Origin of the sequence: Pseudomonas sp. JAI111, assembly GCF_024809425.1 — a bacterium.
Lineage (GTDB): Bacteria > Pseudomonadota > Gammaproteobacteria > Pseudomonadales > Pseudomonadaceae > Aquipseudomonas.
This window is the reverse complement of record NZ_JANUCB010000009.1, coordinates 21,784-37,431: the sequence shown is the minus strand read 5'-3', so window position 1 is coordinate 37,431 and position 15,648 is coordinate 21,784. Positions and strand designations below refer to the sequence as shown.

Here is a 15,648-nt window from a genome sequence, read left to right as displayed (position 1 = left end):
TGCCATGACGTTGCTGACGATTGCCACCACGCAGATGCCTTGCACCTGGGATTTACCGCACAACCTTGATCAAGCCGAGCAGTTGGTCCGGGACGCGGCCGGGAAGGGCGCCCAGGTCATCCTGTTGCAAGAGCTGTTCGCCACACCGTATTTCTGCATCGAGCAGAGCCATAAGCATTTGATGTTGGCTGAAGAGTATCGGTACAGCCCCGTACTCAAGCGCTTTGCCGCACTGGCCAAAGAGTTAGGGGTGGTGTTGCCGCTGAGCTGGTTCGAGAAGGCCGGCAATGCCTACTTCAATTCCCTGAGCGTGGCGGATGCCGACGGGCGTTTGCTGGGGGTGTATCGCAAGACCCATATCCCCAACGCCATCGGCTATCAGGAGAAGGAATACTTCAGCCCCGGCGATACCGGCTTCCGCGTTTGGGACACCGCGTTCGGGCGTCTTGGCGTGGGCATCTGCTGGGATCAGTGGTTCCCCGAAACCGCCCGTTGCCTGGCGCTGATGGGCGCCGAAATCTTGCTGTTTCCCACCGCCATCGGTTCCGAACCGGGCTGCGCCACGCTGGATTCGCGCGATCACTGGCAGATGACCATGCGCGGTCATGCCGCCGCGAACATCCTGCCCGTGGTCGCGGCGAATCGCGTCGGTCGTGAGGTGGCAACCACCGATCCAGACTTGCAGATGAGCTTCTACGGCTCGTCATTCATCTGCAATCACAAGGGCAAGCTGCTCGCCGAAGCCGACCGAGACAGCAGCGGGGTGTTGGTCCACAGCGTGGACCTGGCCGCAATTCGCGAAGAACGCCTGAGCTGGGGCATCTACCGCGACCGCCGGCCGGACATGTACGGCGCGCTGTTGAGCCAGGACGGTCGCCATTCCCACGCACGCTGGAACACTCAAGGAGTTTGACATGCGCATTCCCCACACGCTGTTGCTCGCCGCTTTGGGTCTGGCGCTCGCCTCGCCATCGCTGCGCGCCGAAGAGAAAACCCTGCGGCTGTACAACTGGGCCGATTATTTTGCCGAAGACACACTCGCCCAATTCACTGCAGAAACCGGGATCAAGGTGATCTACGACGTCATGGATGGCAGCGAAACGCTGGAAGCCAAGATGCTCGCCGGCGGCAGCGGTTATGACCTGATCTTCCCCGGCGACACGGTTGCCGAGCGCCTGATGCGCGCCGGTAGCCTGTTGTCGCTGGACCGCTCCAGACTCACCGCCCTGAATGACGTCGAGCCCGGTCTGCAGAAGCTGCGCGCGCAGTATGAGCATTCGAGCCAAGCGACTGTGCCTTACACCTGGGGCACCATCGGCCAGACCTACAACGCCGAACAAATCAAACAACGCGCGCCGGATGCGCCGGTCAACAGCCTCGACATGCTGTTCAAGCCGGAACTGGCCGCCAAATTTGCCGATTGCGGCATCTCGATGATCGACTCGCCAGACGAAGTGCTGGCAGTGGTGCTCAATTACCTCGGTCGCGAACCGCGCAGCGCCAAGCCGCAGGACCTGGCGGCAGCGAGTGAATTGCTGATGAAATTGCGGCCGTACATTCGCAAGTTCCAGTCCCAACCGGTGACCGATCTGGTGAATGGCAACCTGTGCCTGTCGCTCGGCTACAGCGGCGACATGACCCAGGCGCAACGCACGTCGGACGGCGCCGGCAAGAGCACCCGATTCGAATACCGCATCCCCCGTGAAGGCACCACGGTGTGGATGGACACCATGGCCATTCCGGTCGACGCCAAACACCCGGAATATGCTTACGCGTTCATCAACTTCGTCATGCGTCCACAGAACATGGCCGCCATCAGCAATTTCACCGGCTACCCGACCTCCAACGCCAAGGCGCGGCCGAGCGTCGATGCGACGATGCGCAACAACCCGGACATCTACCTCGATGAGGCCACCTATGCACGGCTGATTCCGGGCAAGGACATTCCCCAGGCCGACATGCGGGCGCGCATGCGTACCTGGACCAAGTTCAAGACGGCTACTGCGAAATGAGTGACTTCGCCATCGATGGGATGGTCGGGGGCAACAGGCAGCATGACAAGGAAGATCCTTCGAAATTCACGTTCGGCGTCTGATGGCGGCTAGTCCTGAGGCGCGGCTATGATCCATAGCAATCATGGAGAAGAAACCGACAGGGATACGTGAAAGCTATACACGAACTTGATCAGTTGTGACTCGCTGCTCGCGTCCCTGGAGGGGCTCATGTCGCCCATCACCCCGCGTCTGGCGCTGTTTGTTCTTGGCCTGATACTTGTCGTGCCAGCCCACGCCAACGACTGTCCCGCTGGCGAGAAACAAGTGTGCCTGGACAGTTGCGTCTGCCTGCCAGACCTGAGCCCGCTGCTCGGCACACTTCCCGATGACATTTACCAGGTCGCGGCGCCTGCACTGGCGCTGTGGCTGACCCAAGCCCGCGCCGAAGCCGGCAGCGCCGACATCCAGCCCATCCCGCCGCACATCCGCGAGCAACTGCTGCGCTGGTACGACCCCGGCGTCCTTGATGCCGCGCACTACAAAGTCAGCGATGCCAGCCAATTCACCGCCGCCACCGCCATGCTGCAAAACCCCGATGTCGGAGCGGTGACGCTGATCGACATCATCCTCTTCCGGGACGCTCAAACCGCAGAACAGAACCTCGCCGTCTGGGCTCACGAACTCAAGCACGTGCAACAGTTTCAGGAATGGGGAGTCGACGGATTTGCCCAGCGCTATACCCAGGATTTCAATGCGGTGGAGGCGCCGGCTTATGCGATACAGGCTGAAGTCAGGCGCTGGGTGCGGGAAGGGGCTCACTGACTCAATTTGCGGCAAACGGCGGCCGTTCGTTGAACCAGTTCACGGCTTGTTGTTTGAACGCCTCGGCAGGTGGCGTTAACGGGTAGCGCTGGTCATAGGCCAATACGATGCGCTGTGCAGGCAGCTCTTCGCGGATCGGACGACAGACCAGCGGCTGACCATCGTAGCTGTGGTCGCCGAAGGGTCTGGTATAGGTCAGCGCCACGCCGAATCCATTGGCGACGAGACTGCGCTGAAACTCGAAGCTGTGTGTGCGCTGGACGCTGGCGGGCGAAAGCCCATGAAAATTGAACAGGTCGAGCACGTGTTGCCAGCTGTGGATTTGGTCAGTCACCACCAGGTTGCATTCGCTCAGAGCCTGCAGACTGACATGGGTCTCGTTGGCCAGCGGGTGATCAGCCGCCAACAAGGCATGGGCCGTCAACTGGCGCAGCACGATGCATTCCATGTTTGCCGGCAACCCCAGGTCGTACGTCAGCGCCAACTCCAGGGCGCCTTCAGCGAGACGCTTGCCCAGATATTCGAACCCGCCTTCGCGCATATCGACCGTGACCTGAGGATGGTCCTGTTGCACGCGCCTCAGGATTTGCGGCAGGCAATAAGGCGCCAGGTCCTCGTAGCAACCCAGTACCAGTTCTCCAGAAAAATCGTTGCTGTTACTCCCGATGTCCGAAAAGCTCCGAGCCTCGGCCAAGACACGTTTGGCCTGGGCCATCACCGTGCGGCCGAAAGGCGTCAGGGACACGCCGAGCCCGCGTTGGCGAACAAACAGTGGCTGGTCGAAAAGCTGTTCCAGCTCGGTAATGGCCGTGGAGATCGAAGGTTGGGAAACGTGTAACTCCTCGGCCGCCAGCGTGAGGTTGCCGTGCTTGGCCGCAGCGAGTGCGTAACGCAGTTGTCGCAGGCTGAACTTCATAAGATTTTCTTCGGTGTCAGATCAAGACATATTATTTTATCTTCGTTGAGTGTCATGAAATATTTGTCCTGCGCCCACCTTTATTTCTTGTTCGAGGGAGTTTCAGGTCATGACACGCAGTTCCTACACCATTAACGAAAAAGACATTGAGGCCTTTCAACGCGATGGGGCGGTTTGCCTGCGCGGCATTTTCAGTGACTGGATCGAGACCATTGCCGCCGGTATTGAGCGCAATCTGAACGAGCCAGGCGTTTACGCCAGCCGATACGTCGAGAAGGATGACAAGCCGGGCGGTTTTTTCGATGACTATTGCAACTGGCAGCGGATCCCGGAGTTTCGCGCCATGGTGGAGCAGTCGCCGGCAGCCTCCGTCGCTGCCGCTGTCATGCGTTCGAAATCGGCACAATTCTTCCATGATCATGTGCTGGTCAAGGAGCCGGGGGCGCAAAAAGCCACGCCTTGGCATCAAGACATTCCCTACTACTTTGTCGAGGGCAACCAGAACGTCAGTTTCTGGATACCCGTTGACCCAGTGCGCGAATCGACACTGCGGCTGCTTGCAGGCTCACACCGTTGGGAGAAGGGGATAAAACCCGTCCACTGGGCCGATCAAAGCGATTTTTACCGGGGCGCGGACGGGTACCGTGACGCGCCTGATCCGGACAAGGAAGAGGGCATGCAAGTGCTTGAGTGGGAGATGCAGCCTGGCGATGCAGTGCTGTTCGATTTCCGCACGGTCCATGGCGCCAGGGGCAATGCATCGGCGCAGCGTCGACGTGTGTTGTCGCTGCGCTGGCTTGGCGACGACATCCGTTACTTCGAGCGTCCAGGACGGACCTCTCCACCGTATCCAGGGCATGCGATGCAGACCGGTCAGAGACTGCGCGAAGATTGGTTCCCGACGATACATCAAGGAGCTTGAGTTTTACGTTGATGACAATTGTTCGCCACTGATGTGGCGAACGTTTGCACTGCCATAACCCTGTTCACTGTGTTGGAGCGTGCGATTGTGAAAATCAAAAAAAATATTACCGCCACACTGATTTCCCTCGGTCTGTTGGCCGGTAGTGCAGCGACCCAGGCCGCCGGTTGGTGCGAGTCGGGCAAACCGGTGAAGTTCGCCGGGCTCAATTGGGAAAGCGGGATGTTGCTCACCGACGTGTTGCAAGTTCTGCTCAAGGACGGCTACGGCTGTGCCATCGATACGCTGCCGGGCAATTCCATCACGATGGAGAGCGCCTTGAGCAGCAATGATATTCAAGTGTTGGCGGAAGAATGGGTGGGTCGCAGCGAAGTCTGGAACAAGGCGGCAGACTCCGGGAAGGTAGTGGGCGTCGGCGCACCGATCATTGGCGCAACCGAAGGCTGGTATGTGCCGCGGTATGTGGTCGAAGGCGATGCCAAACGCAACCTCAAGCCCAAGGCTCCGGACCTGAAAAAAATCGCCGATCTGACGCAGTACGCCGGACTTTTCAAGGATCAGGAAGAGCCGAAGAAGGGCCGTTTTTATAACTGCCCGGCCGGCTGGACCTGCGAACTTGAAAACAGCGAAATGCTAAAAAGCTACGGCCTCGAAGCGAGCTACACCAACTTCCGTCCGGGGACCGGCCCAGCCCTGGATGCCGCGGTCCTGTCGAGCTACAAGCGTGGCGAGCCGATACTGTTTTACTACTGGTCCCCGACACCGCTCATGGGGCAGGTCGACCTGGTCAAGCTGGAAGAGAAGCCGGGTGTCGACAAAAAGATCAGCATCAAAGTCGGGCTTTCCAGCGCTTTCCATGAGCAGGCGCCGGAACTGGTAGGCGTGCTGGAGAAGGTCAATCTGCCGATCGACCTGTTAAACCAGAACCTGGCCCGCATGACCAAGGAGCACATTGATTCTCCCAAGCTGGCGAAGATTTTCTTCAAGGAACACCCGGAAATCTGGCATACCTGGGTCAGTGAAGCGGCGGCGAAAAAAATCGACGCGACGCTCTAGCTCGTCAAAGGGCAGGGATGCCCTTTCTCTGGCCAAGGTTGTTGCTCCTGGCGCAATCGCTGATGGCCAATCCCTCGGTATGACCCACCCACCTCGGTAACAGTTTCTGACTGGCACTGGTCGATTCCTAGCACCCCCAAGCGAACTGAATCCTCTCACCTGTATTCCGAACTAGAATTTCACTGCCGACTCTTCTAAGGCCCGGTCTGATATCAACCGCGCTGCATCAGATCTCGAGCGTTATTTCAGTCTCTGGGATACCGGTATGGAAAATCCGCAAGATAAAGCCGAATCCGAAGCGGATTTAGCTCAGATGGTCATAGGGCACGGGCCCTGCACCTATCTATTGTTGCTCTTGCTGGGATTGATTCTGCTGTTCCCCTTTCTTGAAGAAGGCATATTTGCTCGCACGTTGCTTGGCATTTTGTTTTCAATCGTGCTGCTCGTAGGCGCTTTTGCCACCAGGCAGACTCGAATGGGGTTCATCCTCAAAACAGCTCTGGCGTTGCTTGCAGTTGGCCTTCAATGGGCGGCGTTGTGGGCTGGAAGCATCGCCATGCTTGACCTTGCGGGATTAGCTTATGCGACGTCTCTTGCCGTCTCATTTAGCGGAGTACTTCGCTATATTCTCCAGCGCGGGCCCATTACGACGGACAAGCTGCATGGTGCGCTAGCGGGTTACATCCTGCTGGCCTTCGTTTGGTCCTTCGTCTATGCCATGGTCGAAGTATCCAGTCCTGGCTCATTCGGCCCTGGTCGGCTCGACTTTGTACAACCCGGCACTTTCTTCAGGCTGATCTATTTCAGCCTCACAACGCTGACGACCACCGGTTACGGTGATGTTCTCCCGCTGACCAATCACGCTCGTTCAGTTGTGATGATCGAAGAATTTTCAGGCGTCTTTTATGTCGGTGTTGTGATTGCGCGGCTAGCCGGTCTTTATCCGTCGTATCAGACGAAGTGACTGTCGATGGGCTGTACCACTTCTGTGCATCTGGATGGCGGCGCGATAGTTGCCTTATAAGTTCCTCAGGCCACTTGGAGTTTCGATAGAGGAAACCAGGCGTGACGCCTCAATGCTTTCGCACCTGTGAAGTCGAACTGGCCCGGAAAAATTCATGGCCTCCAGCAGGTGGCTGATCCTCTCTGGCGCCGGATGAAAGATATCGAGCATCCGCAGTGAGCAGCCTTTATCTTCAAGCATCGTCGCAGGGTGCACCGGCTGTCCCCAATGAATCAGGCTGGGCGCGGCCCCCTCCAAAGGCAGTCTGCCGTCCGCTAAAACAGTAATCTCCCAACGCAGTTCGCCTCGGCTCATCGGCTGCGCCTGTCCGACGACCTCTGTGAGCATCGGGCCAAGCGTTTGCAAGGTGTCGGTTTTAGCGACCCAATGGGCCAGCCGAGGAGATACGTTGGCTGGCAGCTCGTCCAGGCCAAACCACCGAGGCCGATTCACCGGCAGGGCTGCTGGGTTGATAGCGATCACTTCCAGATAGACATGTGTGCCTAGCCGAAGCAGTTTGTTGTGGGTTCCCATCAGCGGATGGCAACCGCCTGGTTGAAGTTCCACACCCAGTCGCTGACTCACGAAGCGGTCACCCGCCTCCAACGTAGGCGCCACGATGACTAAATGATCCAGCGAAGTCTGCATAAGGGCTCCCATCACGCCAGTACGTTATCGAGCAAGGTACAGATCGACGGCGCCCAAATGATGCTCGGAAAGCGCCAACAACGACTATAGTCATTGCAGCGTCAGAGCGAATCCAGCCGTTGCGCTACCCACCTGGCCTCAATCCAATACCGCGAAAGCACGGCGGACTTCCTCGTGCTTCTTGATCCGGAACATGAACGTCTCGCAGCCGAAAACACTCAGGCTCAGGCCGAGATCGAGGCATCGTCGCCATTTATATATTCCTGACGGTGGATGGAGTAATCCCGCCGGGCAGTCGTATCCCCCGCTGAGCAGACCCTAACCACCCATCTATCAGGGCTCAAGCAATGAACACTTCAGAATTGGATCATACAAAAGAAACGAATGACGACCTGGCTCAGGGGCCGCTGCCAGCCGGCACTGTCGCGCCCGACTTCTCGCTGTATGCGACCCCTGATCAACAGTTGTCGCTGCGCGAGCTAAAGGGAAATCCCGTGATACTTTCGTTTTATCCCGCTGACTGGAGTTCGGTTTGTGGCGACCAACTGACTTTGTACAACCAGTTGCTACCCACATTCAGAGAATACGGTGCGACGCTACTGGGTATCTCGGTTGACAGCGCCTGGTGTCATCAGGCCTTTGCCAAAGATCGGAATTTTCACTTCAGCCTGCTGGCCGATTTCGAGCCCAAAGGGGCTGTGGCGCGACAGTATGGAGCGTACGACTCCCACCTGGGGGTTTGTAAGCGGGCGCTGTTCGTGATTGACAAGGAAGGGGTGGTCGCCTGGAGCTACGTCTCACCGATGGCTATCAATCCTGGGGCGGACGGCATTCTGGATGCGCTGGATGCTCTGGCGAATTCGCCACAAAGAACGCCAGCCAAAAATTAACAGGTGATCACATGGCCACTCTCAAAGTCCCGGTAAGTGAAAACGACCATCGTCAGGGAAGTGCGCATGCCAAGGTCACGCTGGTGGAATTTGGCGACTATGAATGCCCCTATTGCGGTTTAGCGTATTGGGTCGTCAAAAAGCTACAGCAGCATTTTCGCGATGACCTGCAGTTCGTGTTCCGTAACTTTCCACTGACCACCGCTCACCCACATGCGATGGGTGCAGCTGTCACCGCTGAGTATGCCGGGAGTCGAGGATTCTTCTGGGAGGCTCACGACGAATTGTATGAAAATCAGGAGCGATTGGGCCTGCCGCTGTTTCGGGCCATCGCTCTAAAACACGGCCTCTCCGACGAAGAACTCTACCTTGCTATGCAAGACGGTACCTACGTACCCAAAATAAAATCCGATTTTAATGGCGGCGTACGCAGCGGCGTGAATGGCACCCCCGCGTTTTACATTGACGGACTTCGTTATGACGGGGTTCCAGAGCTCTCCGAGATGATTCAGATGATTGAGCTTTCGTTAGTAAGTTGACGAAATCGCTGGAGTGCGATATCGACTTGGCATCACCCAAATCGTAGTCACCGCTCCCATTGAAGCGCCGACTCGACAGCACTCAGCAAATCTTCTCCGCTGAAGGGTTTACGTAAGCATTCGATGGGCGCATAGCGGCCGGATTCGGCCAGTGTCGCTTCGTCCCAGTGTGCGGACATGCAAATCACCGGCAATTTTCTACCCCGGGTTGTCAGCGCGTGCATGACGCCTATCCCTGACAGTCCGGTCATTTTCAGATCCAACAGCACACACGCGATGTCATCGAAGTTGTCGAGGGCCAGGAATTCCTCCCCCGAGGCGAATACCCGAGAGCGGTATCCGGCCGACCGGAGCAGGTTGGCCAGGCTTTTGCGCACAGATGCATCGTCGTCCACGATACAGACGATGATCATGGCGCTACCGGACGATCCGGGCACGGCGCAGGCGTTGTCAGTAGTCATGAAGGTCCCTGCGTGCCAAACGCAGGCTCTGCGCTGATCAAGCCATACAGGTTGACCAGACTCACCAGCGAGCGCGTCTGCATCTTCTCCATAATATGTTTGCGGTGGACCTTGGCGGTGACTTCACTGGTGCCCAGCCGGTTGGCGATGAGTTTGTTGGACAGACCCGCGACAACCAGCGGCAGCACTTCGCGCTCACGGGGGGTCAACAGGGCGGCCTTTTGACGGGCGCCCTGAAGGCGCTGCCATTGCTCGAACGCCACCGCTGCCCGCTGACGGGTGGTGCGCAGCGTGTCCAGCAACTGGTCGTCGTTGAAAGGCTTGGTCAGAAACTCGACCGCTCCCGCTTTCATGGCCTGTACCGACATAGGGATGGTGCCGAACCCGGTCATGAAAATCACCGGCCACGGATGTCCGCGTTGTCCGAGTACCGATTGCAGTTCCAGGCCAGTCGCCTCGGGCAGGGTGACGTCCAGCAGCAGGCACGCGGGACCGATCTCGAGGTCAGCATTGAGAAATTCTTCGGCCGAGGCGAATATCCGGTGCGCAATGCCTTCGGCCCGTAATAGTCGGCTGAGTGCTGTGCGCACGGACGCGTCATCATCCACGATGAACACCGGCACGCTGCCAGGATCGATCGATTTCTGATCCTCGGACGCCAAGGAGACCGGTGCTACCGGGTGGAACAGGGGCAGGGGCGGTTCACGTTCTTTCAATATTCGGTAACCTCGGCGCGGAACCGTCTGGATGAGTTCTTTTTCTCCGAGCAACTTGCGCAGGGAGGAAATCTGCACCTGCAGATTGTTTTCCTCGACGACAGTGTCGGGCCAGACCTGTGTGATCAATTCATCTTTACTGACAATCCGGCCATCTGCCTGCATCAGCACCGAGAGGATTTCGAACGCCCGGCCCCCGACACGCAGCAGACGTCCATCAAGAAATGCTTCGCGCCGCTCCAGGGAAATAGTAGCTTGGCCGAGTCGGATCATGCGTTCCTCTGCACTGCGTTGGCGGAGAGTGACGGCGGAGCGTCGACTCATCAGGCGTACACGCTAGGGGAGGGCCCCACATAATGCAATTATCCCGAGGGATAACGCGCCGTGATTTCAGAGGGCAAATACCATCGGCAGCGGCGGCTCTCAACGGCCATTATGGTGCTGATGACGGACAGGATTCCCTGAGCGCAGCCATTGGGCCAGAGCCTTGCGTATACTCTTGGGCTCCGCCCGAAACGAATCTTTAGCGGTGATTGTTCATGCCCAGCAGTCCTTTCACATCATCCGGTTCCTGCAGACTTGATGTCGTCCACGATGAAGCCTGGCTGGAACGTTGCACGTTGGGAATGCTGCGCCGGGAAAACGATCTGACCTGGTTCATGCTTCATGATCGGCCATCGGGAACACGCTGGCTCGCCGCCCGGGCACCGATTCAGCGGCCTGCCACGTGCCAGCGGCTGGAGCGCGATTTTCATTTGGACCGGGATCCGGCCTGGGCGATTGCCCCAGTCGCATTCATCCGCTCCGCCGAGGGACCTTTGTTGGTTTATCCCGCGACGGGGACACCACTGGTAGATTTGATCGGTGACACAGGGCTGCCACTGGAACGTTTTCTGGCCATCGCAACGGCTGCCGCCACCGCAATGGCTGGCGCGCAGAAAGCGGGTGTGCGACATGCCAGTCTGCTCCCGCACCATCTGATGGTGGAGGCCGCCGACTCGGTCAGACTTCTGGGGTTGCACAGTCATGCCGCCGAGGCGCCTGCGGATGAACTGCCCAGCCTGGAACAATGGCCTTATCTGGCGCCGGAGCAAGTGCGCCGCGATGCTGCCAGTTTTGACGCACGCAGCGATACCTACGCTCTGACGGCGATCCTTTATCAAGCGCTGACCGGGCGCCTGCCGCTCACTGGCCGCGACCCGTCCCATTGGCTGCACGTGCACGCCGCCGTCCAGCCCCAATCACCGGCGATTCATGTCACCGATCTGCCGGAAGGCCTGTGCCGAGTGCTGCTCAAAGGTTTGGCGAAGGACCCGGGTGCCCGTTATCAGAGCGCAGCATCGATGGCCGCCGATCTGGCCTGGTGCCAACAGCAGTGGCTGGAGCATGAGCGCATCGACGCGTTTCGGCTGGGCGCTTTCGATGCGTTGCCTTCCATGACCCGCAGCGATGTTCTGTTCGGTCGAGACACCGAACGCACGCAGTTGATCGAGCAGATAAGTCAGGTGCGCAGCGATGGCATTGCCCGGGTCTTGTTGGTCGGTGGCGCGCCGGGTGCCGGCAAGTCGACGCTGATCCATCAGGGCGTCCGCCCGCAGGCACCCGGCTATTGGGCTAGCGGCAAGAGCAATTTGCTGCAGCAGGAAATTCCATACGCACCGTTGGCGGAAATCTTCAGGTCGCTGATGACCCAACTGCTCGGCAAGCCGGCTCTGGAACTGGAAACGCTGGGCGAGCAACTGGTCGAACGGCTCAAGGGCCGAGGCAGGCTCCTGGTGGATCTGGCGCCCGAGGCCGAGTTGGTCATCGGCGGCACGCCTGAGCTGCCGAACATGCCGGCCCGACATGCGCTCGATCGTGCCAACCGGACGTTGCTCGATGTATTGGAAATCTTCACTCTGCCGGGGCGGCCGCTGGTGCTGTTCGTGGATGACGTGCAGTGGGCGGATGATTCGACCCTGTCGTTCTTGCGAGCCTTGCTCGCGCGGCCGCCCCGGCATTTAGTGCTGATCCTGGCGTACCGCGAGGCTGAGTCGCAGGCCCTTGAGCGTGAGGGGGGATTGCTGGAGGTGCTGGGCCGTGGGCAATCGTTGCCGTGTACACGCGTCATGCTGGGGGCGTTGTCAGTGCCCGCGGTCGCTGAACTGATCGCCGCTGAACTGGACACTGATCCGAAGGGGATTGAGGCGCTTGCGCACGTCGTGCACTACAAGACGGCCGGTAACCCTCTGTTCGTCAGCCAGGTGTTGCGAGCGTTGATCGATGAGCGTCTCGTGCGCTTCGACGTACAGGGTCGCCGCTGGGTCTGGAACCAGCAGGAAGTGGACGGTTACCGCTATGCCGACAACGTCGCGGACTTGATGGTGCAGCGACTCGAACGGCTGGCACCGATGGAACGCGAGGTGCTGCGCACGGCCGGCTATGTCGGCGGGCGCTGTGATGAATTGTTGCTGCATCGGCTGTTGCCCGGTGATCCGCAACAGATCACCCGTGATGCGCAACATTTGGTCGATACCGGTTTTCTGCTGCGCGAGGGCGAGCAACTGGTGTTTCCCCACGACCGCGTGCTTGAGGCGGCCTGTCAGCTTGCGGCACCGGCGGGACGCGCCGCCGAGCATGCGCGTATTGCTGGTGCCATGCTTGATCAGTGGGGCGAGCAGATCCATGAGCGTGTGTTCGAAGTCGCCAGCCAGGTCCAGCGCATTGACGCCGATGAACTGGATGCGAATCGCCGCGCCGCGTTCGTCGAGCTATTAGTCGAAGCCGCCGAACGCGCCAGGGACACCGCTGCTGTCGAGCAGGCCGTGGGTTATCTGCGCACGGCTGAAAGCCTGCTCGGCCAGACGGGGTGGTCGAGCCTCTACACCCAGGCGTTCGCTACCCAATGGCTGGCTGCCGAGTGCGACATGCTGCTGGCTGATCTGGCTGGCGCGCAACAGCGCCTCGACGATTGCCTGAGCCACGCCACCACGGCGCTCGACCTTGCGAAAACCTATCGGATACGGGCCACCTTGCGCACGCTGCATTCCGATTACGAGGGGGCAATAACCGAGGCGCTGAACGGTCTGAACCTGCTGGACATTGCGCTGCAGCGCAGGCCCTCGCAGGAACAATTGACCCTGGCATTTACCCTGGTGCGTGAGCTCGTCGGCGCTCGCCGCATCGCCGAGCTGGTGCATTTGCCCAAAGCTGATGACCCGGTGGTCGAAACGGCCATGGAGTTGCTCAGCACGTTGATTTCCTCGTTCTTCGTCGACGATGACATACGCTTTTTGCATCTGGCAAAAATGGTCGAACTCACGCTACTGCATGGCACCACGCCGAGCACCGGTTACGGGTTTGCCTGGTTCGGCGTGATGATTGCAGAACGCTATGGCGAATATCTGGACGGGCAAGCCTTCGCTGAAGTGGCGTTGGAACTCACCGACAAGCACGGCTATGAAGCCGGTCGCACAGGCACGCTGGTGGCGCTTGATCAGGTCAGCCCGTGGACCAGGCCGATGGCGTACGCCAGGCAGAAGGCGTTCGCGGCGTTCGAATGCGGCCAGGCCGGCGGCGACTTGGGAATGTCCTGTTATGCCTGCAATCACATCGGTTCGGACCTGCTGTTCATGGGCGAACCCTTGCAAGGTGTGTTGAACGAACTGGAACATGGCCTGGAATGGGTGCGTCAATTTCATTACATCGACATCGAGCGCATTCTGCTGGCGCAACAGGCGTTCGCCACCGATCTGCGCGATGGGCGCCCGCACCGCCCGCTGGCTGAACTGGACGCCACGGAACATGACCGTTTCGGCTCCATCGATCGCACCCGAGTGTCGCAGCCGACACTATTTTGGTCGTGGTTGTATTCAGGTATGTCGGCGTTTCATTTTCGCGATATCCCTTACGCATTGCGACGTTTCGAAGAAGCTGCCGCGCTGGTCTGGTCCATTCCGGCGCATATAAATCTCGCCGATTACTACCTGTTCTACAGCCTGGCCCTGAGCAGTGCGCAAGCACCGGGCGAGGTGGCGGAAAAACTGCAAAAGCTCGAGCGGCAACGCCAGCGGTTCCTGCCATGGGTCGAACTCAACCCGACCACCTTTCGCAACAAATTGCTGCTGATCGAGGGGTGCATTGCCCGTATGCGTGGTCAGGAGCTAGTTGCCATCCGCTGCTTTGACCAATCGCAGATCGCCGCGGCGGCGGCCGGTTTCATCCATGAGCAGGCACTGGCTCATGAACAGTTGGCCGATATCTGCTTGCCCAACGGATTGGTCTCTGGTGCCAACCACCACCTGCGTGTCGCACGTGACTGCTATATCCAATGGGGGGCCGAGGGCAAGGCGCGTCAGCTGGAGACCTTGCACCCGTTTCTGAGTGCTGAGCCGGCGTTCGAACCGTCCCGGCCGGCAACCCAGGTCCGTCTCGATCTTGAAGTGGGGATCGAGGCGGCGCGTGCACTTTCGCAGGAAGTACTGCTAGAACGACTGATCGAAACCCTGATGAATCACCTGATGATTCAGGCCGGTGCCGACAATGGGGTTCTGATGATCGTCAGCGGCGCCGAACTGCAGCTGGCGGCGACAGCTGCGGTCGAAGCCGGCAACGTGCGGGTTGCTCTGGACGCCGGACAGCCGCTCGAACAAATGGCGCCTGCCTCGGTACTTAATGCAACCATGCGCACACGCACGACCCTGGTAATCGACGATGCCCGAGCCGAATGTCCCGAGGCCTACAGTGCCGATCTACAACTGCGCCAGACACGTTCCATGTTGTGCCTGCCGTTGCTCAAACAAGGCACATTGATCGGTCTGGTCTATCTCGAAAACAGCCTGGTACCCAAGCTCTTCAGCGCCGAACGCCTGACCATGCTGGAAATTCTCGCTTCTCAGGCCGCGGTGTCACTGCAAACTGCCAGGCTGTATGCACGGTTGGTCGAGGACAACCAACTGCGCGCGCAGATGGAAGCGGACTTGCGCAGTTCCCGCGCAGAACTGGCGCGTAGCTCGCACCTTAAGGTTTTGGGTGAACTGTCTGCTTCGATTGCCCATGAAATCAGCCAGCCACTGCTGGGCATTTTGTCCAATGCCTCGGCGAGCCTGCGCTGGCTCAAGCGTGACCAGCCCGATCTGGACGAGGCGATTCAAGGGTTGGAGGACATCCGCTCAGACAGCGCCCGTGCCGCCGACATTGTCCAGGCACTTCGTGCCCTCGCCAAACAAGCGCCGTTGAAACGGTTGCCTGTGCAGATCGACGATTTGATCGGTGAGGTCGTGCGCCTGACTGCCACCGACCTGGCGAACCGTAACGTGCGCGTGGAAACCCGGCTGGATGTGCAATGTCCGGTGTCGGCCGATGCGGTGCAGATCCAGCAGGTGGTATTCAACCTGATCACCAATGCGCTGGAGGCCATTGCTGGGGCAGGGTTGCAGGATGGATGCATCATTATCGGCTCAGCGGTGAAGGACGACCATGTGGTGGTTTGTTTCCAGGACAACGGGCCTGGAATTGACGCGCACCAGCGCGAGCAGATCTTCGATGCGTTCTACACCACCAAAGGCAGCGGCATGGGAATGGGCCTCGCCATTTGCAGGTCGGTGATCGGCGCGCATGGTGGGACGCTGGTAGTCGAGGACAGCGAGGAGGGCGCCCGGATCGGCTTCAGCCTGCCACTGGCACCGGCCAGCAGTGGATAA

At 59.2% G+C, this 15,648-nt stretch carries 13 protein-coding genes and 1 pseudogene; 10 read left to right on the top strand and 4 right to left on the bottom strand.

Annotated features, from left to right (window positions below; all coding sequences use genetic code 11):
- Nucleotides 1-4: 4 nt before the first annotated feature.
- From aguB to HNR03_RS24130, 3 genes are all read left to right on the top strand, one after another.
- A complete protein-coding gene (gene aguB, locus HNR03_RS24140) occupies nucleotides 5-913 on the top strand; it encodes an N-carbamoylputrescine amidase (RefSeq protein WP_222587495.1) in 909 nt (302 codons plus the stop codon).
- 1 nt (nucleotide 914) lies between these two features.
- Nucleotides 915-2,012 carry an extracellular solute-binding protein gene (locus HNR03_RS24135; protein WP_259156243.1) on the top strand — a complete coding sequence of 366 codons (1,098 nt, stop codon included), beginning with the start codon at nucleotides 915-917 and terminating at the stop codon, nucleotides 2,010-2,012.
- A 210-nt stretch (nucleotides 2,013-2,222) separates the two neighbouring features.
- On the top strand, nucleotides 2,223-2,816 hold the full coding sequence (locus tag HNR03_RS24130) for a DUF4157 domain-containing protein (protein ID WP_259156242.1): 594 nt from the start codon (nucleotides 2,223-2,225) through the stop codon (nucleotides 2,814-2,816).
- 1 nt (nucleotide 2,817) lies between these two features.
- Here HNR03_RS24130 and HNR03_RS24125 read toward each other — a convergent pair whose 3' ends face one another.
- Nucleotides 2,818-3,732 (bottom strand): LysR family transcriptional regulator, encoded by a 915-nt coding sequence (locus HNR03_RS24125; protein ID WP_259156241.1) that lies wholly within the window; start codon nucleotides 3,730-3,732, stop codon nucleotides 2,818-2,820.
- 109 nt (nucleotides 3,733-3,841) lie between these two features.
- On the opposite strand from HNR03_RS24125, the gene HNR03_RS24120 reads away from it, so the two are divergent.
- The 3 genes from HNR03_RS24120 to HNR03_RS24110 all read left to right on the top strand — a co-directional run bounded on the left by HNR03_RS24120 (nucleotide 3,842) and on the right by HNR03_RS24110 (nucleotide 6,674).
- Entirely contained in the window at nucleotides 3,842-4,654 is an 813-nt protein-coding gene (locus HNR03_RS24120; protein WP_259156240.1) for a phytanoyl-CoA dioxygenase family protein, read from the top strand.
- Nucleotides 4,655-4,741: 87 nt separating this feature from the next.
- Nucleotides 4,742-5,710 carry an ABC transporter substrate-binding protein gene (locus tag HNR03_RS24115; RefSeq protein ID WP_259156239.1) on the top strand — a complete coding sequence of 323 codons (969 nt, stop codon included), beginning with the start codon at nucleotides 4,742-4,744 and terminating at the stop codon, nucleotides 5,708-5,710.
- Nucleotides 5,711-5,975: 265 nt separating this feature from the next.
- On the top strand, nucleotides 5,976-6,674 hold the full coding sequence (locus HNR03_RS24110; protein WP_259156238.1) for an ion channel: 699 nt from the start codon (nucleotides 5,976-5,978) through the stop codon (nucleotides 6,672-6,674).
- Nucleotides 6,675-6,728: 54 nt separating this feature from the next.
- On the opposite strand, the gene HNR03_RS24105 is transcribed toward HNR03_RS24110, so the two are convergent.
- A complete protein-coding gene (locus HNR03_RS24105; RefSeq protein ID WP_259156237.1) occupies nucleotides 6,729-7,361 on the bottom strand; it encodes a VOC family protein in 633 nt (210 codons plus the stop codon).
- A 69-nt stretch (nucleotides 7,362-7,430) separates the two neighbouring features.
- Between HNR03_RS24105 and HNR03_RS24100 the strand changes: the two are divergent.
- From HNR03_RS24100 to HNR03_RS24090, 3 genes and pseudogenes are all read left to right on the top strand, one after another.
- Nucleotides 7,431-7,628: pseudogene (locus HNR03_RS24100) on the top strand (hypothetical protein); the annotation flags it as partial.
- Nucleotides 7,629-7,708: 80 nt separating this feature from the next.
- The gene (locus tag HNR03_RS24095; RefSeq protein WP_259156236.1) at nucleotides 7,709-8,251 is read left to right on the top strand and encodes a redoxin domain-containing protein; all 543 of its coding nucleotides are present in this window, start codon (nucleotides 7,709-7,711) and stop codon (nucleotides 8,249-8,251) included.
- Between the two features lie 11 nt (nucleotides 8,252-8,262).
- Entirely contained in the window at nucleotides 8,263-8,790 is a 528-nt protein-coding gene (locus HNR03_RS24090) for a DsbA family protein (protein ID WP_259156235.1), read from the top strand.
- Nucleotides 8,791-8,837: 47 nt separating this feature from the next.
- On the opposite strand, the gene HNR03_RS24085 is transcribed toward HNR03_RS24090, so the two are convergent.
- Together HNR03_RS24085 and HNR03_RS24080 are read right to left on the bottom strand one after the other, a co-directional pair.
- The gene (locus HNR03_RS24085; RefSeq protein WP_259156584.1) at nucleotides 8,838-9,203 is read right to left on the bottom strand and encodes a response regulator transcription factor; all 366 of its coding nucleotides are present in this window, start codon (nucleotides 9,201-9,203) and stop codon (nucleotides 8,838-8,840) included.
- A 44-nt stretch (nucleotides 9,204-9,247) separates the two neighbouring features.
- On the bottom strand, nucleotides 9,248-10,240 hold the full coding sequence (locus HNR03_RS24080) for a response regulator (RefSeq protein ID WP_222587485.1): 993 nt from the start codon (nucleotides 10,238-10,240) through the stop codon (nucleotides 9,248-9,250).
- 353 nt (nucleotides 10,241-10,593) lie between these two features.
- Here HNR03_RS24080 and HNR03_RS24075 point away from each other — a divergent pair, with 353 nt between their 5' ends.
- Nucleotides 10,594-15,648 carry a trifunctional serine/threonine-protein kinase/ATP-binding protein/sensor histidine kinase gene (locus HNR03_RS24075; RefSeq protein ID WP_259156582.1) on the top strand — a complete coding sequence of 1,685 codons (5,055 nt, stop codon included), beginning with the start codon at nucleotides 10,594-10,596 and terminating at the stop codon, nucleotides 15,646-15,648.

Bases quoted from the DNA above. Each gene is read 5' to 3' on its own strand.
- aguB (WP_222587495.1), top strand. From the start codon at position 5: ATGACGTTGCTGACGATTGCCACCACGCAGATGCCTTGCACCTGGGAT.
- HNR03_RS24135 (WP_259156243.1), top strand. From the start codon at position 915: ATGCGCATTCCCCACACGCTGTTGCTCGCCGCTTTGGGTCTGGCGCTC.
- HNR03_RS24130 (WP_259156242.1), top strand. From the start codon at position 2,223: ATGTCGCCCATCACCCCGCGTCTGGCGCTGTTTGTTCTTGGCCTGATA.
- HNR03_RS24125 (WP_259156241.1), bottom strand. From the start codon at position 3,732: ATGAAGTTCAGCCTGCGACAACTGCGTTACGCACTCGCTGCGGCCAAG.
- HNR03_RS24120 (WP_259156240.1), top strand. From the start codon at position 3,842: ATGACACGCAGTTCCTACACCATTAACGAAAAAGACATTGAGGCCTTT.
- HNR03_RS24110 (WP_259156238.1), top strand. From the start codon at position 5,976: ATGGAAAATCCGCAAGATAAAGCCGAATCCGAAGCGGATTTAGCTCAG.
- HNR03_RS24105 (WP_259156237.1), bottom strand. From the start codon at position 7,361: ATGCAGACTTCGCTGGATCATTTAGTCATCGTGGCGCCTACGTTGGAG.
- HNR03_RS24095 (WP_259156236.1), top strand. From the start codon at position 7,709: ATGAACACTTCAGAATTGGATCATACAAAAGAAACGAATGACGACCTG.
- HNR03_RS24090 (WP_259156235.1), top strand. From the start codon at position 8,263: ATGGCCACTCTCAAAGTCCCGGTAAGTGAAAACGACCATCGTCAGGGA.
- HNR03_RS24085 (WP_259156584.1), bottom strand. From the start codon at position 9,203: ATGATCATCGTCTGTATCGTGGACGACGATGCATCTGTGCGCAAAAGC.
- HNR03_RS24080 (WP_222587485.1), bottom strand. From the start codon at position 10,240: ATGATCCGACTCGGCCAAGCTACTATTTCCCTGGAGCGGCGCGAAGCA.
- HNR03_RS24075 (WP_259156582.1), top strand. From the start codon at position 10,594: ATGCTGCGCCGGGAAAACGATCTGACCTGGTTCATGCTTCATGATCGG.